The organism is Kitasatospora sp. NPDC022785 (genome assembly GCF_055561295.1).
The window spans coordinates 55,180-72,837 of record NZ_JBVHHB010000005.1; the positions used below are offsets into that span (position 1 = coordinate 55,180).

At 72.9% G+C, this 17,658-nt stretch carries 16 protein-coding genes, 1 tRNA gene and 1 other RNA gene; 13 read left to right on the top strand and 5 right to left on the bottom strand.

What is annotated here, in order from left to right; genetic code table 11:
- The first annotated feature begins 339 nt into the window (after positions 1 to 339).
- Together ACZ3YO_RS10345 and ACZ3YO_RS10350 are read left to right on the top strand one after the other, a co-directional pair.
- Positions 340 to 687: a hypothetical protein gene (locus ACZ3YO_RS10345; protein WP_465567412.1), complete on the top strand. Its 348-nt coding sequence runs from the start codon at positions 340 to 342 to the stop codon at positions 685 to 687.
- Positions 688 to 825: 138 nt separating this feature from the next.
- Positions 826 to 1,077 (top strand): hypothetical protein, encoded by a 252-nt coding sequence (locus tag ACZ3YO_RS10350; RefSeq protein WP_465567415.1) that lies wholly within the window; start codon positions 826 to 828, stop codon positions 1,075 to 1,077.
- A gap of 59 nt (positions 1,078 to 1,136) precedes the next feature.
- Here the strand turns inward: ACZ3YO_RS10350 and ACZ3YO_RS10355 are convergent, their stop codons facing one another.
- Positions 1,137 to 2,408 carry a tyrosine-type recombinase/integrase gene (locus tag ACZ3YO_RS10355; RefSeq protein WP_465567418.1) on the bottom strand — a complete coding sequence of 424 codons (1,272 nt, stop codon included), beginning with the start codon at positions 2,406 to 2,408 and terminating at the stop codon, positions 1,137 to 1,139.
- Between the two features lie 101 nt (positions 2,409 to 2,509).
- A tRNA-Ser gene (locus ACZ3YO_RS10360) sits at positions 2,510 to 2,597 on the bottom strand.
- A 119-nt stretch (positions 2,598 to 2,716) separates the two neighbouring features.
- On the opposite strand from ACZ3YO_RS10360, the gene ffs reads away from it, so the two are divergent.
- From ffs to ACZ3YO_RS10415, 11 genes are all read left to right on the top strand, one after another.
- Positions 2,717 to 2,813, top strand: an RNA gene (gene ffs / locus ACZ3YO_RS10365) — signal recognition particle sRNA small type.
- 68 nt (positions 2,814 to 2,881) lie between these two features.
- Positions 2,882 to 5,134, top strand: a complete 2,253-nt coding sequence (locus ACZ3YO_RS10370; protein ID WP_465567421.1) for a DNA polymerase III subunit gamma and tau — start codon at positions 2,882 to 2,884, stop codon at positions 5,132 to 5,134.
- Positions 5,135 to 5,225: 91 nt separating this feature from the next.
- Complete coding sequence (locus ACZ3YO_RS10375; RefSeq protein WP_465567424.1) at positions 5,226 to 5,564, top strand: YbaB/EbfC family nucleoid-associated protein; 339 nt, start codon at positions 5,226 to 5,228, stop codon at positions 5,562 to 5,564.
- Between the two features lie 202 nt (positions 5,565 to 5,766).
- Positions 5,767 to 6,366 carry a recombination mediator RecR gene (recR, locus tag ACZ3YO_RS10380; RefSeq protein ID WP_030246467.1) on the top strand — a complete coding sequence of 200 codons (600 nt, stop codon included), beginning with the start codon at positions 5,767 to 5,769 and terminating at the stop codon, positions 6,364 to 6,366.
- Positions 6,359 to 7,099 (top strand): DUF5063 domain-containing protein, encoded by a 741-nt coding sequence (locus tag ACZ3YO_RS10385; protein WP_396324021.1) that lies wholly within the window; start codon positions 6,359 to 6,361, stop codon positions 7,097 to 7,099. Before recR ends, ACZ3YO_RS10385 begins: the two co-directional genes overlap by 8 nt.
- Positions 7,100 to 7,397: 298 nt before the next feature.
- On the top strand, positions 7,398 to 8,678 hold the full coding sequence (locus ACZ3YO_RS10390) for an aspartate kinase (protein ID WP_465547774.1): 1,281 nt from the start codon (positions 7,398 to 7,400) through the stop codon (positions 8,676 to 8,678).
- On the top strand, positions 8,675 to 9,727 hold the full coding sequence (locus tag ACZ3YO_RS10395) for an aspartate-semialdehyde dehydrogenase (protein WP_465567427.1): 1,053 nt from the start codon (positions 8,675 to 8,677) through the stop codon (positions 9,725 to 9,727). The genes ACZ3YO_RS10390 and ACZ3YO_RS10395 overlap by 4 nt, the downstream gene beginning before the upstream one ends.
- Before the next feature lie 364 nt (positions 9,728 to 10,091).
- A complete protein-coding gene (locus ACZ3YO_RS10400) occupies positions 10,092 to 10,637 on the top strand; it encodes a SigE family RNA polymerase sigma factor (RefSeq protein ID WP_360181438.1) in 546 nt (181 codons plus the stop codon).
- Complete coding sequence (locus ACZ3YO_RS10405; RefSeq protein ID WP_465567430.1) at positions 10,630 to 11,937, top strand: hypothetical protein; 1,308 nt, start codon at positions 10,630 to 10,632, stop codon at positions 11,935 to 11,937. Before ACZ3YO_RS10400 ends, ACZ3YO_RS10405 begins: the two co-directional genes overlap by 8 nt.
- Positions 11,938 to 12,050: 113 nt before the next feature.
- Positions 12,051 to 12,845 carry an SURF1 family protein gene (locus ACZ3YO_RS10410; RefSeq protein WP_465567433.1) on the top strand — a complete coding sequence of 265 codons (795 nt, stop codon included), beginning with the start codon at positions 12,051 to 12,053 and terminating at the stop codon, positions 12,843 to 12,845.
- A gap of 86 nt (positions 12,846 to 12,931) precedes the next feature.
- Positions 12,932 to 13,180, top strand: coding sequence for a hypothetical protein (locus ACZ3YO_RS10415; RefSeq protein ID WP_465567436.1), 249 nt, complete (start codon positions 12,932 to 12,934; stop codon positions 13,178 to 13,180).
- A 268-nt stretch (positions 13,181 to 13,448) separates the two neighbouring features.
- On the opposite strand, the gene ACZ3YO_RS10420 is transcribed toward ACZ3YO_RS10415, so the two are convergent.
- The 3 genes from ACZ3YO_RS10420 to ACZ3YO_RS10430 form a co-directional block, all read right to left on the bottom strand.
- Entirely contained in the window at positions 13,449 to 15,371 is a 1,923-nt protein-coding gene (locus tag ACZ3YO_RS10420) for a S9 family peptidase (RefSeq protein ID WP_465567439.1), read from the bottom strand.
- 180 nt (positions 15,372 to 15,551) lie between these two features.
- On the bottom strand, positions 15,552 to 16,982 hold the full coding sequence (locus ACZ3YO_RS10425) for an MFS transporter (RefSeq protein WP_465567442.1): 1,431 nt from the start codon (positions 16,980 to 16,982) through the stop codon (positions 15,552 to 15,554).
- Between the two features lie 145 nt (positions 16,983 to 17,127).
- Complete coding sequence (locus ACZ3YO_RS10430; RefSeq protein ID WP_465547767.1) at positions 17,128 to 17,520, bottom strand: nuclear transport factor 2 family protein; 393 nt, start codon at positions 17,518 to 17,520, stop codon at positions 17,128 to 17,130.
- Between the last annotated feature and the right edge of the window lie 138 nt (positions 17,521 to 17,658).

Here is a 17,658-nt window from a genome sequence, read left to right on the forward strand (position 1 = left end):
CAGTTCATGTCGCTTCCGTTCTGCTTCGTGACGCTACATCTGCGCATTCGCGAACGCGAATGATTTCTGCGTCCGCTGGCGACAGGGCGCCCGGGCCCGCGTCGAGCCTGGGTTGGCGTGTTCGCGCAATGTTGGCCCGCACCGATATGGGATTGCGGGTTTCTGGCTGTTAGCCTCGTTCGCGAACGCGGCAGGGCGTTGTCTAGGCCCCACCGTCAGTACTTTGGCGCCGCGCATGGCGCCGAAGGAAGCGTGCGAAGGGAACCGGGGATGTCCGAGAGCTCAGCGGGCAGTGATGCCCTTACGCAGATGGTGCGCGCCGCGCTAGACCGGCCTGGCATGTCCTATCAAACCCTTGCAGCCATCGCGATTGATCCGCAGAGCGGCGAGGGTGTAGGCGCCACCTGGCTGCACAAGCTGGTGAAGGGCAACGTGGCCCGCGCACCGGAAGCGCGGGTCCTTCGGGCCCTGGCCGCTGGGCTCAAGCTTCCGCTGTCAGAGGTCCAGCGGGCGGCGGCCGAGCAGTGGCTGCAGTACACCAGTACCGAGCTGTCGGGACTCCCGGAAGACGTGCGGGTCATCCTCGGTCACCTGGAGGGCATGGCACCGGAGGACCTGTCCCGCGCGCGGGCCGTGATCGAGGCGCTGACCGCAGGGGCGAACGGCTCTTCGTCGGATGCGTCCTAGTTAGTCCCTATACACGCCTCTCACAAGATCGGATCATCCTCGCCCCAACCGCTACTCGGGCGTAGGGTCGAACAAGCTTTTGGGCAGGTGGGTGCAGCAACGGGGGCCGACCTTGTGCTGCTCGAAAGAGGGGGTTGCGTGGACAGTGTCACCCACGAGCTGGCGGAACTCGACGAGGGCGTTCCGGTCATGCTGGTGGTGCTTTGCGGCACGCTCGTGCTCGTGGGAGACCCGCGCGTCGTGTCGGCTGATCACCTGGCGCGGCACACGGCGGACGTTCAGGCATGGATGGCCGGCGCTGAAGTCGACGCCAACCGGGCCGCGGATGTGCTGGCCGGTCAGATCGAGTGCCTGATCAAGGGTGAGTCCCTCGCACTGCCTGCTAGGTAAGTCGGCGGACGAGTGCCCCCGGACCGATCACGGGTCCGGGGGCACTGTGCTGCCAGGGATCAGGCCGCCGCGGCGACCTCCTCGCGGGCCAGCAGGACGTCAGCCGGGGCGCCGGCCTGAGTCAGGGTGAACGCATGGTCGACGGCGGCGATCACCTCGTCGTCGAGAATGTCGAGCAGATGCCCGTACCGGTCGACGGTCGTCTGAATCGACTCGTGGCCCAACCGCGCCTGGATCGCCGGAAGGGGAATCCGGGCGGCGATCATCCATGAGGCGTGAGTGTGCCGGAGGTCGTGAGCGCGCGGGGTCTTGGTCAGCCCCTCGTCCTGGGCTTTCGCGATGGCGGGCAACCACCGCTGGCGGCGGAACGTCGCCGGCAGCCACGCGCCCCCCTCGGGCGCCGGAAACAGCAGGTCTTCCGTGGCCTTGCCCCGGGCCGCACGCTGGACAATTGCGCTGAGCCGGGGCGTCAGCACGATGGTGCGCCGCGACCTCTTGGTCTTCGGTGGCCCCATGTACCGCTTGCCGTGCTCGTCGAGCTTCCATGTCCGCTGAATCCGCACCGCGGGGCGGCCGTTGCGGCGAACTATGTCCCGCTTCTGCAGGGCGGTCAGCTCGCCCCACCGCATTCCGGTCCCGACCGCGAGTTCGACGATGTCGGCAGCGTCGGCCTTCAGGTGCTTATGGACGAGGGCGTACTCCCAGTGCTCCAGGAAGCACATTTCGTCGCTGTCGGTGTCGTCCGGGCGCGGCAGCCGGGTGCCCACGCAGGGATTGGTCGCGCGCTTCTCGCCCAGCACGGCCGCCTGCAGGATGCTCGACAGCAAGCCGTGGTTGTCCCGGACTGTCTTGGCCCGGTACTTGCGGCGCTTGCGCGCGTCCTTGGGCGGATACGGCCCCCACCGGCCCGCCTCCAGATCGTTGACCCACAGTTTGATGGCGTCGCCGGTGATGGACTCCGGCCCGTCGGCGACCGAGAAGTCCCGGAACCACGGGACCATGTTGCACTCGATCATCTGCCGGTACTTCGCCTTAGTGCCGCCCTGAACGCCGGTCAGCAGTTCGACGAAGTTGAGCGCGTACGCCTCGAACATCGTGTCGGGGGCGGTCTCGGGCTCGGCCGCCTGCTCCTCGACGAACCCGCGGCCCTTGACCCACCCGGGCGGCCACTGCTCGCCGTGCCCCTTCACGAGGTCACGGAAGCGTTCGGAGCTCTTGAGGTCGTCGAACTTCTCGGACTCCTGCTTGCCTGTCCGGGCGCCGCCGTCACGCCAGGTAACCGTGTACGTGGTGCCACCGTCTTTGCGTTCGCGAACGCGAATGGATGCCATGTGGCGACCGTATCCCGATCCGTGCTGACACGGTGCTGCAATTTCACCTGGGCAAACACAAGGGGCTGACCCGTTTTCACAGGTCAGCCCCTTGGTGGTGCTGGCGGAGGATACGAGATTCGAACTCGTGAGGGTTTTATCCCAACACGCTTTCCAAGCGTGCGCCCTAGGCCTCTAGGCGAATCCTCCGTGGGAGAGCTTAGTACATGTTCAGGGGTGGTCGCGACCACGTATCTCGTAGGCGAGGGCGGGGTGTGACCTGCGGATCGGGATGGTGGAGGTGGGGGTGGGGATCGGGTACTGTTGGGGGCAGCCCCTCGTGTGGCGTCATCTTTCTGAACTCCCCCAGGGCCGGAAGGCAGCAAGGGTAGGAGAGCTCTGGCGGGTGCGCGAGGGGTCTTTGCGTTCCCGGGGCCCGGTGGCCCGGTTGAGGGGCGACGCGTTTGTCGGCCCGTCCCGATATCGTCGGTGGTGTGTCCCTAGCCCTGTACCGCCGCTATCGCCCCGAGACTTTCGCCGAGGTCATCGGGCAGGAGCACGTGACCGCTCCGCTCCAGCAGGCCCTGCGCAACAACAGGGTCAACCACGCGTACCTGTTCAGCGGCCCGCGAGGCTGCGGGAAGACGACGAGCGCGCGCATCCTGGCCCGCTGCCTGAACTGTGAGCAGGGGCCGACGCCGACCCCGTGCGGGGAGTGCCAGTCCTGCCGGGACTTGGCGACGGGCGGGCCCGGGTCGATCGACGTGATCGAGATCGACGCCGCGTCGCACGGTGGTGTGGACGACGCGCGTGAGCTGCGGGAGCGGGCCTTCTTCGCGCCGGTGCACAGCCGGTACAAGATCTTCATCCTGGACGAGGCGCACATGGTGACCTCGGCCGGCTTCAACGCGCTGCTGAAGGTGGTGGAGGAGCCGCCGGAGCACCTCAAGTTCATCTTCGCGACCACGGAGCCGGAGAAGGTGATCGGGACGATCCGCTCCCGCACGCACCACTATCCGTTCCGGCTGGTGCCGCCGGGGACGCTGCGCGACTATCTGGCGGAGGTCTGCGGGCGGGAGCAGATCCAGGTGGAGGACTCCGTCTTCCCGCTGGTGGTGCGCGCCGGTGCCGGGTCGGTGCGTGACTCGATGTCGGTGATGGACCAGCTGCTCGCCGGCGCCGGCGAGGGCGGTGTGACGTACCAGATGGCGACCGCGCTGCTCGGGTACACCGACTCGGCGCTGCTGGACGAGGTGGTGGACGCCTTCGCCGCGCACGACGGGGCGACGGTGTTCCAGGTGATCGACCGGGTGGTCGAGGGCGGGCACGATCCGCGCCGGTTCGTGACGGACCTGCTGGAGCGCCTGCGGGACTTGGTGATCCTGGCCACCGTGCCGGACGCCGGGGAGAAGGGGCTGATCGACGCCCCGGCCGACCGGGTCGCGATCATGCAGGCCCAGGCGGACGTCTTCGGGGCGGCCGAGCTGAGCCGGGCGGCGGACATCGTCAACACCGGGCTGACCGAGATGCGGGGGAACGCGGCCCCGCGGCTCCAGCTGGAGCTGATCTGCGCCCGGGTGATGCTCCCTGGCGCGTACAGCGACGAGCTGTCGTTGCAGGCGCGGCTGGACAAGCTGGAGCGCCGGGCCTCGGCCGGGGGCTTCGCGGCTCCGGCGGCCGGGCAGATGGCGCCGATGGCACCGATGGCACCCGCAGCGCCGATGGCACCCGTGACGCCCATGCCGGCGATGCCCGCGGCGCCCGTGCAGGGCGCCCCGGTGCCGGTTGAGGCCGCACAGCCCGCACAGCCGGCACCGGTCGTGCAGGCCGCACCGATGCAGGCACCCCCCGTCCAGCCCGCGCCGGCCCCGGCCGGGCCCGCGCCCGGCGCGTGGCCGATTCCGCGCAGCTTCCCGCCGGCCGGTGGCGCGCCCGCGCCCGCCCAGCCGGCGCCCGTGCAGACCCCGCCGCAGCCGATGCCCGCGCCCGTCCAGGCCCCCACCCCCGTCCAGGCCCCCGCGCCCACGGCGGCCCCGGCAGCGGCCCCGGCCGGCGGGCAGCCGTCGGGTGCCGCACAGCAGGGCGCCGCACAGATCCGGCAGATGTGGCCGCAGATTCTGGAGGCGGTGAAGAACCGCCGCCGCTTCACCTGGATCCTGCTCAGCCAGAACGGTCAGGTGGCCGGGTTCGACGGCAGCGTGCTCCAGGTGTCGTTCATCAACGCGGGCGCCCGGGACAGCTTCGTCGGCAGCAACAGCGACGACGTGCTGCGCCAGGCGCTGTCGGACGCGCTCGGTGTGGACTGGCGGATCGAGTGCATCGTCGACCCGTCGGGCGGCTCGTCCGGCGGGGTCGCAGGTGGCGGAGGCGGCACCGCCCCGGCGGCCGGCGGCAACTTCGGCGGCGGTGGCGGTGGCGGTGGCGGCGGTTGGGGTGCACCCCCGGCGCGTCCGGCGGCGTCCGCGCCCCCGATGCAGGCTTCCGCACCGGCGTCCGTCCCGTCTCCCGCGCCCGCACCCGTGGCCGCACCACCGTCGGCACCGGTCGCAGCGGCCGCCCCGACGGCGCCGGCTCCGCCCGTGCAGGCCCGGCCGGCCGCGCCCGCCGCTCCGGCGGTCGCCCTGGAGGACGACATCCCGGAGGAGGACGATCCGGACCTCAAGGAGGAGACGTTCTCCGGCCAGGAGCTGATCATCCGCGAGCTGGGGGCGACGGTCCTGGAGGAGATCCGCCACAGCGGCGGCTGACGGGCGGGCACCACGTAGGCTCGTGGCGAAGACGTCGGACGACAACGTCGGGCGACGACGCAGACGAAACCCGAACGCAAGGGAGTGAGCCGTGTTCCCCGGTGGTGGCCAGCCCAACATGCAGCAGCTGCTCAAGCAGGCGCAGAAGATGCAGCAGGACCTCGCCAAGGCCCAGCAGGAGCTCGCCGAGACGCACGTGAACGGTTCGGCGGGCGGCGGCCTGGTCGAGGCCACGGTGACCGGTGCCGGTGAGCTGGTGGCGCTGACCATCGCCCCGGCGGCCGTCGACCCGGACGACACCGAGACCCTGGCCGACCTGATCCTGGCGGCGGTCCGGGACGCGAACCAGTCCGCGCAGAAGATGCAGGCCGAGCGGATGGGCCCGCTGACCCAGGGCCTGGGCGGCGGCATCCCGGGCCTGCCGTTCTGACCTGCGGAACTTCCCCGAGCGGTCGGGAAAGTCCGAGGTCATGATGGTCTGAAGGTCAGACGATAGACCTGTGTGATTTATGCGGGAGTAGGGCGTCGGGCGGTGCGCCCGGCGCCCGATTCGTTGGATGATGGCACCGGAGTACCCCGCGCGGGTGCCCCACCGACCGGCCGAGACCGACCAACCCGACGGAAGGCGCGACGTGTACGAGGGCGTGGTTCAGGACCTGATCGACGAACTGGGCAGGCTGCCCGGCGTCGGGCCCAAGAGCGCGCAGCGGATCGCCTTCCACGTCCTGCAGGCCGACCCCACCGACGTGCGCCGGCTGGCGCACGCGTTGCTGGAGGTCAAGGACAAGGTCCGGTTCTGCGCGGTCTGCGGCAATGTCGCGGAGGCCGAGCAGTGCCGCGTCTGCCTCGACCCGCGCCGCGACCTCGCGGTGATCTGCGTGGTCGAGGAGCCCAAGGACGTCGTCGCCATCGAGCGCACCCGCGAGTTCCGCGGCCGCTACCACGTGCTGGGCGGCGCGATCAGCCCCATCGAGGGCGTCGGCCCGGACGACCTGCGGATCCGCGAGCTGCTGGCGCGCCTCGCGGACGGCACGGTCACCGAGCTGATCCTGGCCACCGACCCCAACCTGGAGGGGGAGGCGACCGCCACCTATCTGGCCCGGCTCTGCAAGCCGATGGGCCTGAAGGTGACCCGGCTGGCGAGCGGTCTGCCCGTCGGCGGGGATCTGGAGTACGCGGACGAGGTCACCCTCGGTCGCGCCTTCGAAGGGAGACGACTGCTCGATGTCTGACCGGACGCTCAACCAGCAGCCCCACACGCCCCACCAGGGCGGCCCCCACCAGGCCGGCCCGCACCCGGCCGACCCGCAGCAGGACCGGCACGCCCCGCACATCCACGCGCACGGCTCGGAGCCGGACGACTTCGCGGTGCAGATCGCGGACTCGGTGGAGAGCTTCGTGCTCGCCGTCACCGAGGTCGCCAAGGGCGACGAGCCCGGCAGCGCGGTCTCGCTGCTCCTCCTGGAGGTCTCGCAGCTGCTGCTGGCCGGCGGCCGGCTCGGCGCCATCGAGGACGTCGTCCCCGAGGACCGGTTCGAGCCCGACGCCGGGCCGGAGCCGGACGGTGAGCAGCTGCGGGAGCGGCTGGCCGAGCTGCTGGCGCCGATCGACGTCTACCACGAGGTCTTCGACCCGTACGGGCCGCCGGAGAAGCCGAACGCGTTCCGGATCTCGGACGACCTGGCCGGCGTGGTCAGCGAGCTCCAGCACGGGCTCACCCACTACCGCGAGGGGCGGGTCAGCGAGGCGCTCTGGTGGTGGCAGTTCTCGTACCTCTCCAACTGGGGCACGACCTGCTCGGCGGTGCTCCGGGCGCTGCAGTCGCTGATCGCCCACGTCCGGCTGGACAGCCCGATCGGGGCGGTGCCGGACGGTGCGGACACCGACGACGACGGGCTCACCGACGAGCAGCTGGAGCAGCAGGCCGGTGACCTGATGGCCGCCGAGCTCGGTCTCGGACGGTAGGGCCGCGGCAGGGGAGGGCGGGCTGTGACGCACGTCTCAGGCTCCGGGGCCGGAAGGGAAAACCCCGGGGTCGCGTCCGTTCGTCCGCCGATTCTCCGGGGCCGCCCCGGATGCCCCGCAGACCTGCCGGTGTCCGGTCCCGTACCGCCGCCCACCTGCTGAAACGGGCGTCTCATCATATGGAAAGCGACAGTCGCGGCACCCCTGCTCGGTAGACTGGCGCGGACCGCACAACCCCCGCCACCCGGGGGTGCGGGGGCCCCGGGCCCCCGGAAACGACACAAGTCGAGGAGCGCACGTGGGCCTTGTCGTGCAGAAGTACGGCGGCTCATCCGTTGCGGATGCCGAGGGCATCAAGCGCGTGGCCCGTCGAATCGTTGACGCCAAGAAGGCCGGCCATGAGGTCGTCGTCGTGGTGTCCGCGATGGGCGACACGACGGACGAGCTCATCGAACTCGCGGAGCAGGTGTCACCCATCCCTGCCGGCCGTGAGTTCGACATGCTGCTGACCGCTGGAGAGCGCATCTCCATGGCCCTGCTGGCCATGGCGATCAAATCCCTGGGGCACGAGGCCCAGTCCTTCACGGGCAGCCAGGCCGGTGTCATCACCGACTCCGTCCACAACAAGGCGCGCATCATCGACGTGACGCCGGGCCGCATCCGCACCGCCCTGGACGAGGGCAACATCGCGATCGTGGCCGGCTTCCAGGGCGTCTCGCAGACGAGCAAGGACATCACCACGCTCGGCCGCGGCGGCTCGGACACCACCGCCGTCGCCCTCGCCGCGGCGCTCAGGGCCGAGGTGTGCGAGATCTACACCGACGTGGACGGCGTCTTCACCGCCGACCCGCGTGTGGTGAAGAAGGCTCGCAAGATCGACTGGATCGCGTACGAGGACATGCTGGAGCTGGCCTCGTCGGGTTCCAAGGTGCTGCTCGACCGCTGCGTGGAGTACGCGCGGCGCTACAACATCCCGATTCACGTACGCTCGTCCTTCTCGGGCCTTCCCGGGACGATCGTCAGCAACGACAACCCGAACAAGCCCGAAGGGGGCGAGATGGAGCAGGCCATCATCTCCGGAGTCGCCCACGACACGTCCGAGGCCAAGGTCACGGTCGTCGGCGTGCCGGACAAGCCGGGCGAGGCGGCGCGCATCTTCCGCGCCATCGCCGACGCCGAGGTCAACATCGACATGGTGGTGCAGAACGTCTCCGCCGCGTCGACCGGCCTGACCGACATCTCCTTCACCCTGCCGAAGAGCGAGGGCCAGAAGGCCATCGACGCGCTCGGCCGGGTCAAGGAGGGCATCGGCTACGAGTCGCTGCGCTACGACGACGCGATCGGCAAGATCTCCCTGGTCGGCGCCGGCATGCGCTCCAACCCGGGTGTCACCGCGACCTTCTTCGAGGCGCTCTCCGAGGCCGGCGTCAACATCGAGCTGATCTCCACCTCGGAGATCCGGATCTCGGTCGTCACCCGTGCCGACGACGTCAACGAGGCCGTGCGCGCCGTCCACAGCGCCTTCGGGCTGGACAGCGAGTCGGACGAAGCGGTCGTCTACGGCGGCACCGGGCGATGACCCGGCGGCCGAACCTCGCCGTCGTCGGCGCCACCGGCGCGGTCGGCGAGGTACTGCTCGGCCTGCTCTCACTCCGTCAGGACATCTGGGGCGAGGTGCGCCTCGTCGCCTCCCCGCGCTCGGCCGGCCGCAAGCCGGTCGTGCGCGGGGAGCCCGTCGAGGTCCTCCCGCTCGCCGAGGAGGTCTTCGACGGGATCGACGTCGCCCTCTTCGACGTACCCGACGAGGTCTCCGCGCGCTGGGCGCCGATCGCGGCCGCCAAGGGCGTCGTGGTGGTCGACAACTCCGCGGTGTTCCGGATGGACGACGCCGTCCCGCTGGTCGTCCCCGAGGTCAACGCCGCCGCGGCCCGGATGCGCCCGCGCGGCATCGTCGCCGGCCCCAACTGCACCACCCTCACGATGATCGCGGCGCTCGGCGCGCTGCACGCCGAGTACGGGCTCAGCGAACTCGTCGTCGCCTCCTACCAGGCCGCCTCCGGCGAAGGCCGGGCCGGCGTGGATACGCTGCGCGAGCAGGTCGGGCTGGTCGCCGGCACCGAGGTGGGCGAGCACACCGGCGACCTCCGCGCGGTGATCGCCGACAACGGCCCGTTCGCCGCCCCGCTCGCGCTCAACGCGGTGCCGTGGAGCGGCTCGCTGATGGACGGCGGCTGGTCGTCCGACGAGCTGAAGATCCGTGACGAGTCGCGCAAGATCCTCGGCCTGGCGGGCCTCAAGGTCTCCGCGACCTGCGTCCGCATCCCGGTGGTGCGCACCCATGCGCTCGCCGTGCACGCCGTCTTCGAGCGCGAGGTCACCCAGGAGCACGCCCAGGAGCTGCTCCGGGACGCCCCCGGTGTGGTGCTCTACGACGACCCGGAGGCGGGCGAGTTCCCCACTCCCAACGACGTGGTCGGGACGGACCCGGTCTGGGTCGGCAGGGTCCGCCGGTCGCTGGACGACCCCGCCGCGCTGGACCTCTTCCTCTGCGGTGACAACCTGCGCAAGGGGGCGGCGCTCAACGCCCTGCAGATCGCCGAACTGGTCGCGGGCGAGCTGCCCGGCTGAGGTCGCCGCCGGCGTTCGCGCTGACGTTGCGTCGGCCCTTCCGTCCGACGCTTCGTCCGGTCTTCCGCCCTGGCGCTCTCGGCCGGTGTTTCGTCCGGGTTTGGGGTGGACCGGCCGAAGCTGTCCGGACGGGCCGACCCAGTATCCGGACAGCCCGCTCACGGAATCCGCCCGAATCCCCTGGAGGCGGCTTCGGCCCATGGGCGAGAATGTCCCGTGGGCTGGGCAACCATGACAGGGGATCGAGTGTCCAACGGGCGTGGCGAACGTGATGGTGGGAGCAGGGGCGGGCATCTCGGCAACGGCCGCGGTGACGTTCCCTCCGCGCGCCCAGTGGCCTGCGGATAGGCCGGAAGATAGCCAGATGACGGCGGTCGCACCCGGCCCGGCGGACTCCGGTGCCGGTACCAGCGCGGGCACCAGCGAGGATCTGCTCACCGAGACCTATCAGGCCCACTACCGTTCGCTGCTCCGGTTGGCGGCGTTGCTCCTCGACGACCTCTCGACGTGTGAGGACGTGGTCCAGGAGGCGTTCATCCGGGTCCACGCGGCCCGGCGCCGGGTTCGCGAGCCCGAGAAGACGCTCGCCTATCTGCGGCAGACCGTCGTCAACCTGTCCCGCTCCACTCTGCGGCGCCGGATCCTCGGCCTGAGGCTGCTGCCGAAGCCCATGCCTGACATGGCCAGTGCAGAAGAAGGCGCCTACGATGCGCTGGAGCGCGATCAGTTGAAGGCCGCGCTACGGGGTCTGCAACGCCGTCAGCGGGAGGTTCTGGTGCTGCGTTACTTCGTGGACATGACGGAGGCGCAGGTCGCGGAGACCCTGGGCATCTCGCTCGGTTCGGTCAAGGCGTACGGCTCGCGGGGGCTGGCCGCGCTGCGGGTCCAGATGGAGGCCGGGCATGGCTGACGACAGGGGAGGCCTGCTCGGCGCGGGCGGGCCGAACCCGGGCGGGCCCGGCGCGGACGGGCTGAACGCCGAGGAGCGGCTGGTCCGCGAACTGATGCAACGCGCGGTGTCCGATCTCCAGCCCGACCCGGGCGGACTGCACCACATCCGCCGCGCCGTACCCCGCCGGCGGGCCGCCGTACGCGGAGCCTGGACCGGCGCCGCCGCACTGGCGCTCGCCTTCGCCATCGCGCTGCCCACCCTGCACGACACCGACCACCTGGACCTCTCCGGCGGCCCCGGCTCGCCCGGCGCCCAGGGGGGGACGACCTCCGCCTCGACCGGAGGCACCACGGCCGTCGGCGAGCCGGCCGGCCCCAACCAGACGCCGCACGCCGGCACGAGCGGGACCGGCGCCGGCGCCGGTCCGTCCGGCTCCGCCGGCGCCTCGCCCAGCCCCGGGGCGACCACCCCCGACGCGGGCCCGGGTGGGGTCACCCCCGCCACCGCGCCCAGCACCGGCGGCGGCGTACTGGTGCCGCTCTGCACCCGCGGCGACCTCGGGCAGGGCACCGCCCAGGTCGGCACCGCCGACGCCGACGGGCGGATCTACGGATACTTCACCGTGCTCAACACCTCCGGGCAAGCCTGCCGGCTCGGCGGCCCGGGCGCGGTCTCCGTCGTCGCCGTCACCGGGACGGACGCCGCCCGGATCCGGGTGACCGACCACACGGCCGGCGACCCGGCGACCGGCCTGCCCGCCGCCGGAACGGGCGCCGGCGCCTCGGCCGCCGCCGTCGACGGGGCCGTCCAGGGGCTGCTCCTGGCGCCGCGGACCGGGTACCGGGTGGACTTCGGCTGGGTGCCGGACGCCGGCGGCTGCCCCGCCCCGGGTGGTTCCTCGCCCAGCGCGACGGCCGGCCAGGGTGGATCGGCCCTGGCAGCCGGGTCGGGCCAGGGCCGCACCTCGGGCGCGCAGGTCGGAGCCTCGGGCGGTCCGGGCGGTCCCGGTGGCTCGGGCGGCCCGGGTGGCTCGGGCCTGGCGGCCGGCTCCTCGGGGGCATCCAGCGCCGCGCCCCCGGCGACGACCACGCCGACGGCCGGCCCGACCACGGCCACGAGCCCCACGGCCACCCCGACCACCGGTCCCAGCGCGCCGCCGCCCACCGTCACCCTCGCCCACACGCCGGCCCCGGGCAGCCCGTCCACCGCGACGGCCGGCCTCCCGGGCGCCTGCGCGGGCACCGTCTACCGCACCGCCCCCCAACCCCTCCAGGCCCCGCCCGCGCCCACCGTGACCACCTCCCCGTCGGCCGGCTGAACCCGGGCGCACCTGGCGCGCCCCGCGCCCAGGAAGTCGGACGGGCCGACTTCTCGGGCGGCCGGCGGACCCCTGTGGTCGGGACGGGCGTGAGGAATGGTTACCGTGGGGGTGTGTACCGGTTCCTCCTGACTCCGCGCTGGCTGAGCGGCACCGCGCTGGCCGTCGCGGCCGTGGCGGTGTGCGTCTGGCTCGGCACCTGGCAGCTCGGCCGGTTCGAGGACAAGGTCTCCTCGCACCAGGAGATCAGCAAGTCGGTGGACGACGCCGGTACGGCCAGGCCGCTCGGCGAACTGCTCGGCGCCGACCGGCCGCAGGTCACCACCGACACGGTCGGCCGGGCCGTGACGGTGTCCGGCACCTTCGACCAGGAACACCAACTGCTCGTCCCCAACCGGGTGCTGGACGGCAAGCAGGGCTACTACGTGCTCACCCCGCTGCGCACCGGGGACGGCCGGACCGTCGCCGTCGTCCGGGGCTGGGCGCCGGGCACGCCCGCCGCCGGCGGCACCACCACCGCCTCGGCGGCGCCCGCGGGCGAGGTCACGGTGACCGGGCGGCTCCAGGCCGGCGAGACCAGCGGCAGCAACGGCGCGGTGGCCGGCGGCCTCCCGGCCGGACAGCTCGGCACGATCAACCAGGCCGCGCTGGTCAACAAGCTCTCCTACGACGGCTGGTACGACGGCTGGGTGTCCGCGGACGCGGCGCCGGCCGGGCTGACCACGGTGCCGACCGTGCAGCCCCAGGGCGGCAACGGGCTCACCCTGCGGGCGTTCCAGAACCTGGGCTACACGCTGGAGTGGTTCGTCTTCGGGGGCTTCGTCGTCTTCATGTGGTTCCGCCTGGCGCGCCGCGAGGCGGAGGCCGAGCAGGACCGGGCCCTCGGGCTGGACCCGGTCCTGGAGTAGCCCCCTCGGCGGGGGCTCAGCGCGTCGGCTTCGCCGGCGGCACGGACGGCACCACCGGCCGGGACGGTGTCGAAGGCTTCGCCGGTGTGGCCGACAGGGACGGGGACGGCGAACCGGACGGAGACGAGGACGGCGAACCCGACGGCGGCGGGTCGCACCGCCTGCTGCTGTTGCCGTTCCCGCTGCCGTCGTCGTCATCGTCGTGGTCGGTGTGGTGGCGCACCTTGCGTCCGCTCTTGGAGCTCTTCGAGCCCTTCGACCCGGACGACTTCGACCCGGACTTGGCGAGTACGACCACGCCGTCGTCGCCCTCGCCGTCCTCGACTGTGCGGTAGGCGGCCTGCAGGGCGAGGCTTCCCGCCGGAGCGCCGCCCGTCGTCGCTCCCCCGAAGGCCGACGCCCTGACCGAAGCCGAAGCGGTGGCCGAACCCGAGGCCGAAGCGGTGGCCGAAGCGGTGGCCGAGGACGTGGCCGACGCCGTCGGCTGCGTGGACGGTGACGCGGGCGGCGGGCAGGCCGCTCCACTGTCGCTGTCCTGACCCGAGCAGCCGGTGAGCACCAGGGCCCCGGCCACCCCCACCCCCACGATCGCCAGCAGACGTCTCACCCGGTCCCCCCGTCCTCCGGTGCGGCGTCCGCCGCCCCCTCGGCCCGATTCTCCCCGGCGGCGTCCGCGCCGAGGTGGCGCCGGACGAAGTCGATCTCCAGCCGCAGCTGCTTGATCCGCTCCTCCACCACCAGCGAGCCGTGCCCGGCGTCGTAGCGGTAGACCTCGTGCGGCTTGCCGAGCTGCTCGAGCCGCTCTACGTAGTTCTCGATCTGCCGGATCGGGCAGCGCGGGTCGTTGACCCCGGCGCTGATGTAGACCGGCACCCGCACCCGCTCGACGTAGGTGAGCGGCGAGGAGGCCGTCCAGCGCTCGGGCACCTCCTGCGGGGTGCCGCCGAAGAGCGTGCGGTCGAGCGACTTCAGCGCTTCCATCTCGTCGTCGTACGCGGTCAGGTAGTCCGCGACGGGGACGGCGGCGACGCCGAGCGACCAGTTCTCCGGCTGCACGCCGAGGCCGAGCAGGGTGAGGTAGCCGCCCCAGGAGCCGCCGGTGAGGACGAGCCGGCCCGGGTCGGCGAGCCCGCTCGCCACCGCCCACTCGCGGACGGCGCCGATGTCCTCCAGCTCGATCAGGCCGACCCGCTCGCGTAGGGCGTCCGTCCAGGCCTGGCCGTAGCCGGTGGAGCCCCGGTAGTTGACCCGGACCACCGCGAAGCCGTGGTCCAGCCAGGCGGCCGGCCCGGCGGCGAAGGAGTCGCTGTCGTGGTGGGTCGGCCCGCCGTGGATCTCGAAGACGGTCGGGAACGGGCCGTCGCCCCGGCCGGCCCCGGCCGGCCGCTGGACGAGCGCGTGCACCCGCCCGCCGGGACCGTCCACCCAGACGTCCTCGACCGGCACCGAACCGGGCGGCACCGAGCCGGGGGCCCGCAGTACGACCGTGCCGGCGGTGGAGCGGACGGCGGACGGCTCGGCGGCGGAGGACCAGAGGAACTCCACCGTGCCGTCCGGGCGCGGGGTGGCGCCGCCGACGGTGCCGCGCGGGGTTTCCAGCCGGGTCAGGCGGCCGCCATCGCCCGGGGCTTCCTCCAGCGAGAAAGAGAACAGCTCGCTGCGCGCCTCGTACTCGTGCTCGACCAGCAGCGCGGTCGCGCCCGGCCGCCACTGCGCGGAGACGTCGCCGGGCAGCTCGCGGCCCTGCTCGTCGCGGAGCGGCAGCGCGGTCTCGGCGCCGGTGGCGACGTCCCAGATCATCGGCTCCCAGCGGCCGGTGCGCTGGTGGGCCACCAGCAGCCGGGTGTCGCCCTCGACCGGGGCGAAGCCGAGGCAGGCGACCCCGCGCGGGTCGTCGCGGCCGGTGACCTCGTCCAGCTCGGCGACGGTCGCGCCGTCCGTGAGCCGGACGATCCGGATCGCCGAGTGCATCGCGTCGCCGTGCTCGGTGTGGTCGATGGCGAGCAGCGTGCTGTCGTAGCTGAGGTCGCCGACGCCGCCGTACTCCTCGTGCCGGTAGATCTCCACCGCCTCCGCCGCGCCCGGGCGGCGCAGGTGCAGGGTGGTGCCGTGCTCGTCGGTGGAGCGGCCGACCACCACCGTGCCGTCCCGGCCGAGGGCCAGGCCCGCCGAGTAGGAGGCGGCCAGACCGGGCACGGCCTCCTCGTCGGGGCCCTCCGCGCCGTCGGGCCGGCCGGCGAAGGGCTGGCGCCGCCAGATCCCGAACTCGTCACCGTCGTTGTCGTCGAACCACCAGACCCAGGCGCCGTCGGGGGACAGCTCGGCGTCGGTGGTGCCGTTCGGGCGGTCGGTCACCCGGCGGTGGGTGTCGTCGGCGCGGTCCCAGGCGTACACCTCGTAGGTGCCGGTCGCGTTGGACACGTACAGCGCCCGGTCGGGGGCGTCCTCCGCCCAGTCCGGAAGGGAAACCCGGGCCGCCCTGAACCGCTGCTCCCACGCCGGTACGGCGCTCTTCTCCTCGCTCATCCACCCATCCAACCCGATCGGGGGGAGGGAACGGAACGGGCGGGTGGGCCCGGAGGCCCACCCGCCCTGCTGTTCCTCGCCGGCCGCCCCCTGGGCCCGCGGCCCGGCCGACGGCTCCGCGGTCTCGTCCGTCCGGCCCTCGGCCTACCCGGCGGTGCGGCGGTCTCGTCCGTCCGGCCCTCAGGCCGCCCGGCGGGGCAGCAGCTGCACCAGACCCGCCAGCAGCAGCTCCAGCACCGTCAGCACCGCCAGGCTTCGGCCGAAGGCCACGGCCGGGTCGGCGGCGCCGTAGTAGACGATGCCGATCAGCGCGATCCCGAGCGAGCCCGCGACCTGCTGGACGGTGGCCACCACCCCCGCCGCCGACCCGGCCAGCTGCGGCTCCACCCCGGCCAGCACCACGGAGGTCACCGGCGCGATCACCAGGCCCATGCCGAGACCGTCCACGAAGAGGCCCGGCGCCAGCCACCAGACGCTGCCGGTCGTCCCGGCGGCGTGCACGGCGAGGCCGAGCAGGCCCAGCCCGGCCGCCATCAGCAGACCGCCGAGCGCGACCGCCTGGCGGCCGAGGCGGGCGGCGACGCGGTGCGCGGTGGTCGAGGTGAGCAGGTAGCCGACGCCGATCGCGGTGAAGACGAGACCCGCGCCCAGCGCGTCCAGGCCCCGGCCGGGCTGCAGGTAGAGGGCGAGCACCAGGAAGAACGACGACTGGCCGAGCCAGAAGGCGAGCTGGGCGAGCAGCCCGGCGGCGAACGAGCGGGTCCGGAACAGCCGGGTGTCGACCAGCGGCGAGCCGGTGGCGCGGGAGCGGTGCTGGTGCACCGCGAAGGCGGCGAGCAGCGCGACGGAGCCGGCCAGGCAGAGCCAGGTCCAGAGCGGCCAGCCCTGCTCGCGGCCCTGGATCAGCGGCAGCACCAGGCCGGTCAGTGCGACGGTGACCAGCAGCACGCCCACCGGGTCCAGACCGGGCCGCTGCGGCGCGCGGGACTCCGGCAGGCAGCGGCGGACCAGCGCCAGGGCGGCCAGGCCGACCGGCAGGTTGATCAGGAAGCAGCTGCGCCAGTCCAGCCCGAAGAGGTCCGCCCGGATCAGCACCCCGCCGATCAGCTGGCCGAACACCGCGCCGACGCCCATCGTCAGCCCGTACATCGCGAACGCCCGGGCCTGCGCCGCGCCGCTGAACGCCGTCCGCAGGATCGCCAGCACCTGCGGACCCATCAGCGCCGCCGCCAGGCCCTGGGCGACCCGGGCGCCGACCAGGGCGGCCGCCGTCGGGGCCAGGCCGCAGCCGGCCGAGGCCAGCGTGAACAGGGCCAGGCCGAGGGCGAACACCCGGCGCCGGCCGTAGCGGTCGCCCAGCCGGCCGGCGGTGATCAGGCCGGCCGCGAGCGCCAGGCTGAAGCCGGCGATCACCCACTGGACGGCCGAGGGCCCGGCGCCCAGGTCGGCCTGGACGGAGGGGACGGCGACGTTGACGACGAAGACGTCGAGGGCGGTCATGAAGGTGGCGGTCAGGACCACCGGCAGCAGGCCCCAGGTGGAGGATCCCGTCCCGGTGGGGGCCTGCCGGGCCTTCGGGGCGGCCGTACGGGTGGGCAGGGCGGTGCTCATCTGGGGTGCTCCTCACGGGGTCGGCGGGGCGGGCCCGGGGTCGGGGCCCGCCCGTGCGGCTCGGTGGCCCCGGCGGCCGGGCCGGCTCTGCGGTCGGTCCGGCCCGGGGCCCGGTCGTGCGGGGTGCGACTTTCCCGGCGCCGGCTCAGGCGCCCGGGACGCGGTCCAGGAAGCCGAACACCGAGGCGATCCGGCCGTCCGGGCCGGCCACCAGGACGTCGAACCCGATCACCAGCGGCTCCTCGCCGGCCGGCCCGAGGTTCCAGGTGAAGCGGGCGATGTCGTGGTGCGCGTCGACCGCGCCGAGGGTGAACTCCAGGCCGGGGAACTGCGCCTGGGCGGCACCGATCAGGGCGTCCACGCCGTCCCGGCCGGTGACGGCGGCCAGCGGGTCGGTGTAGCTGCCGTCCTCGGCCCACGCCTCGTCGATCAGCTTGCGGCGGGCGGCCGGGTCGGTCTCGTTCCAGACGGCGAGGTAGCGCTCGGCGAGCTGCTGGAGGTCGGTCGCCTGGACGGTGGTCTGCCGGATGTCGGTCATGGTCTTCTCCCGTGTTCCGCTGGGCTGTTCGGCGGGTCGTTCCCGCTGGTCATGAAGGTACGGACGGCGGGCGGCGGGCGAATCTGTCACGGATAGGTACAGGGACGCGCAACGACGTAGGTAGGTCGCGCCAGTAGG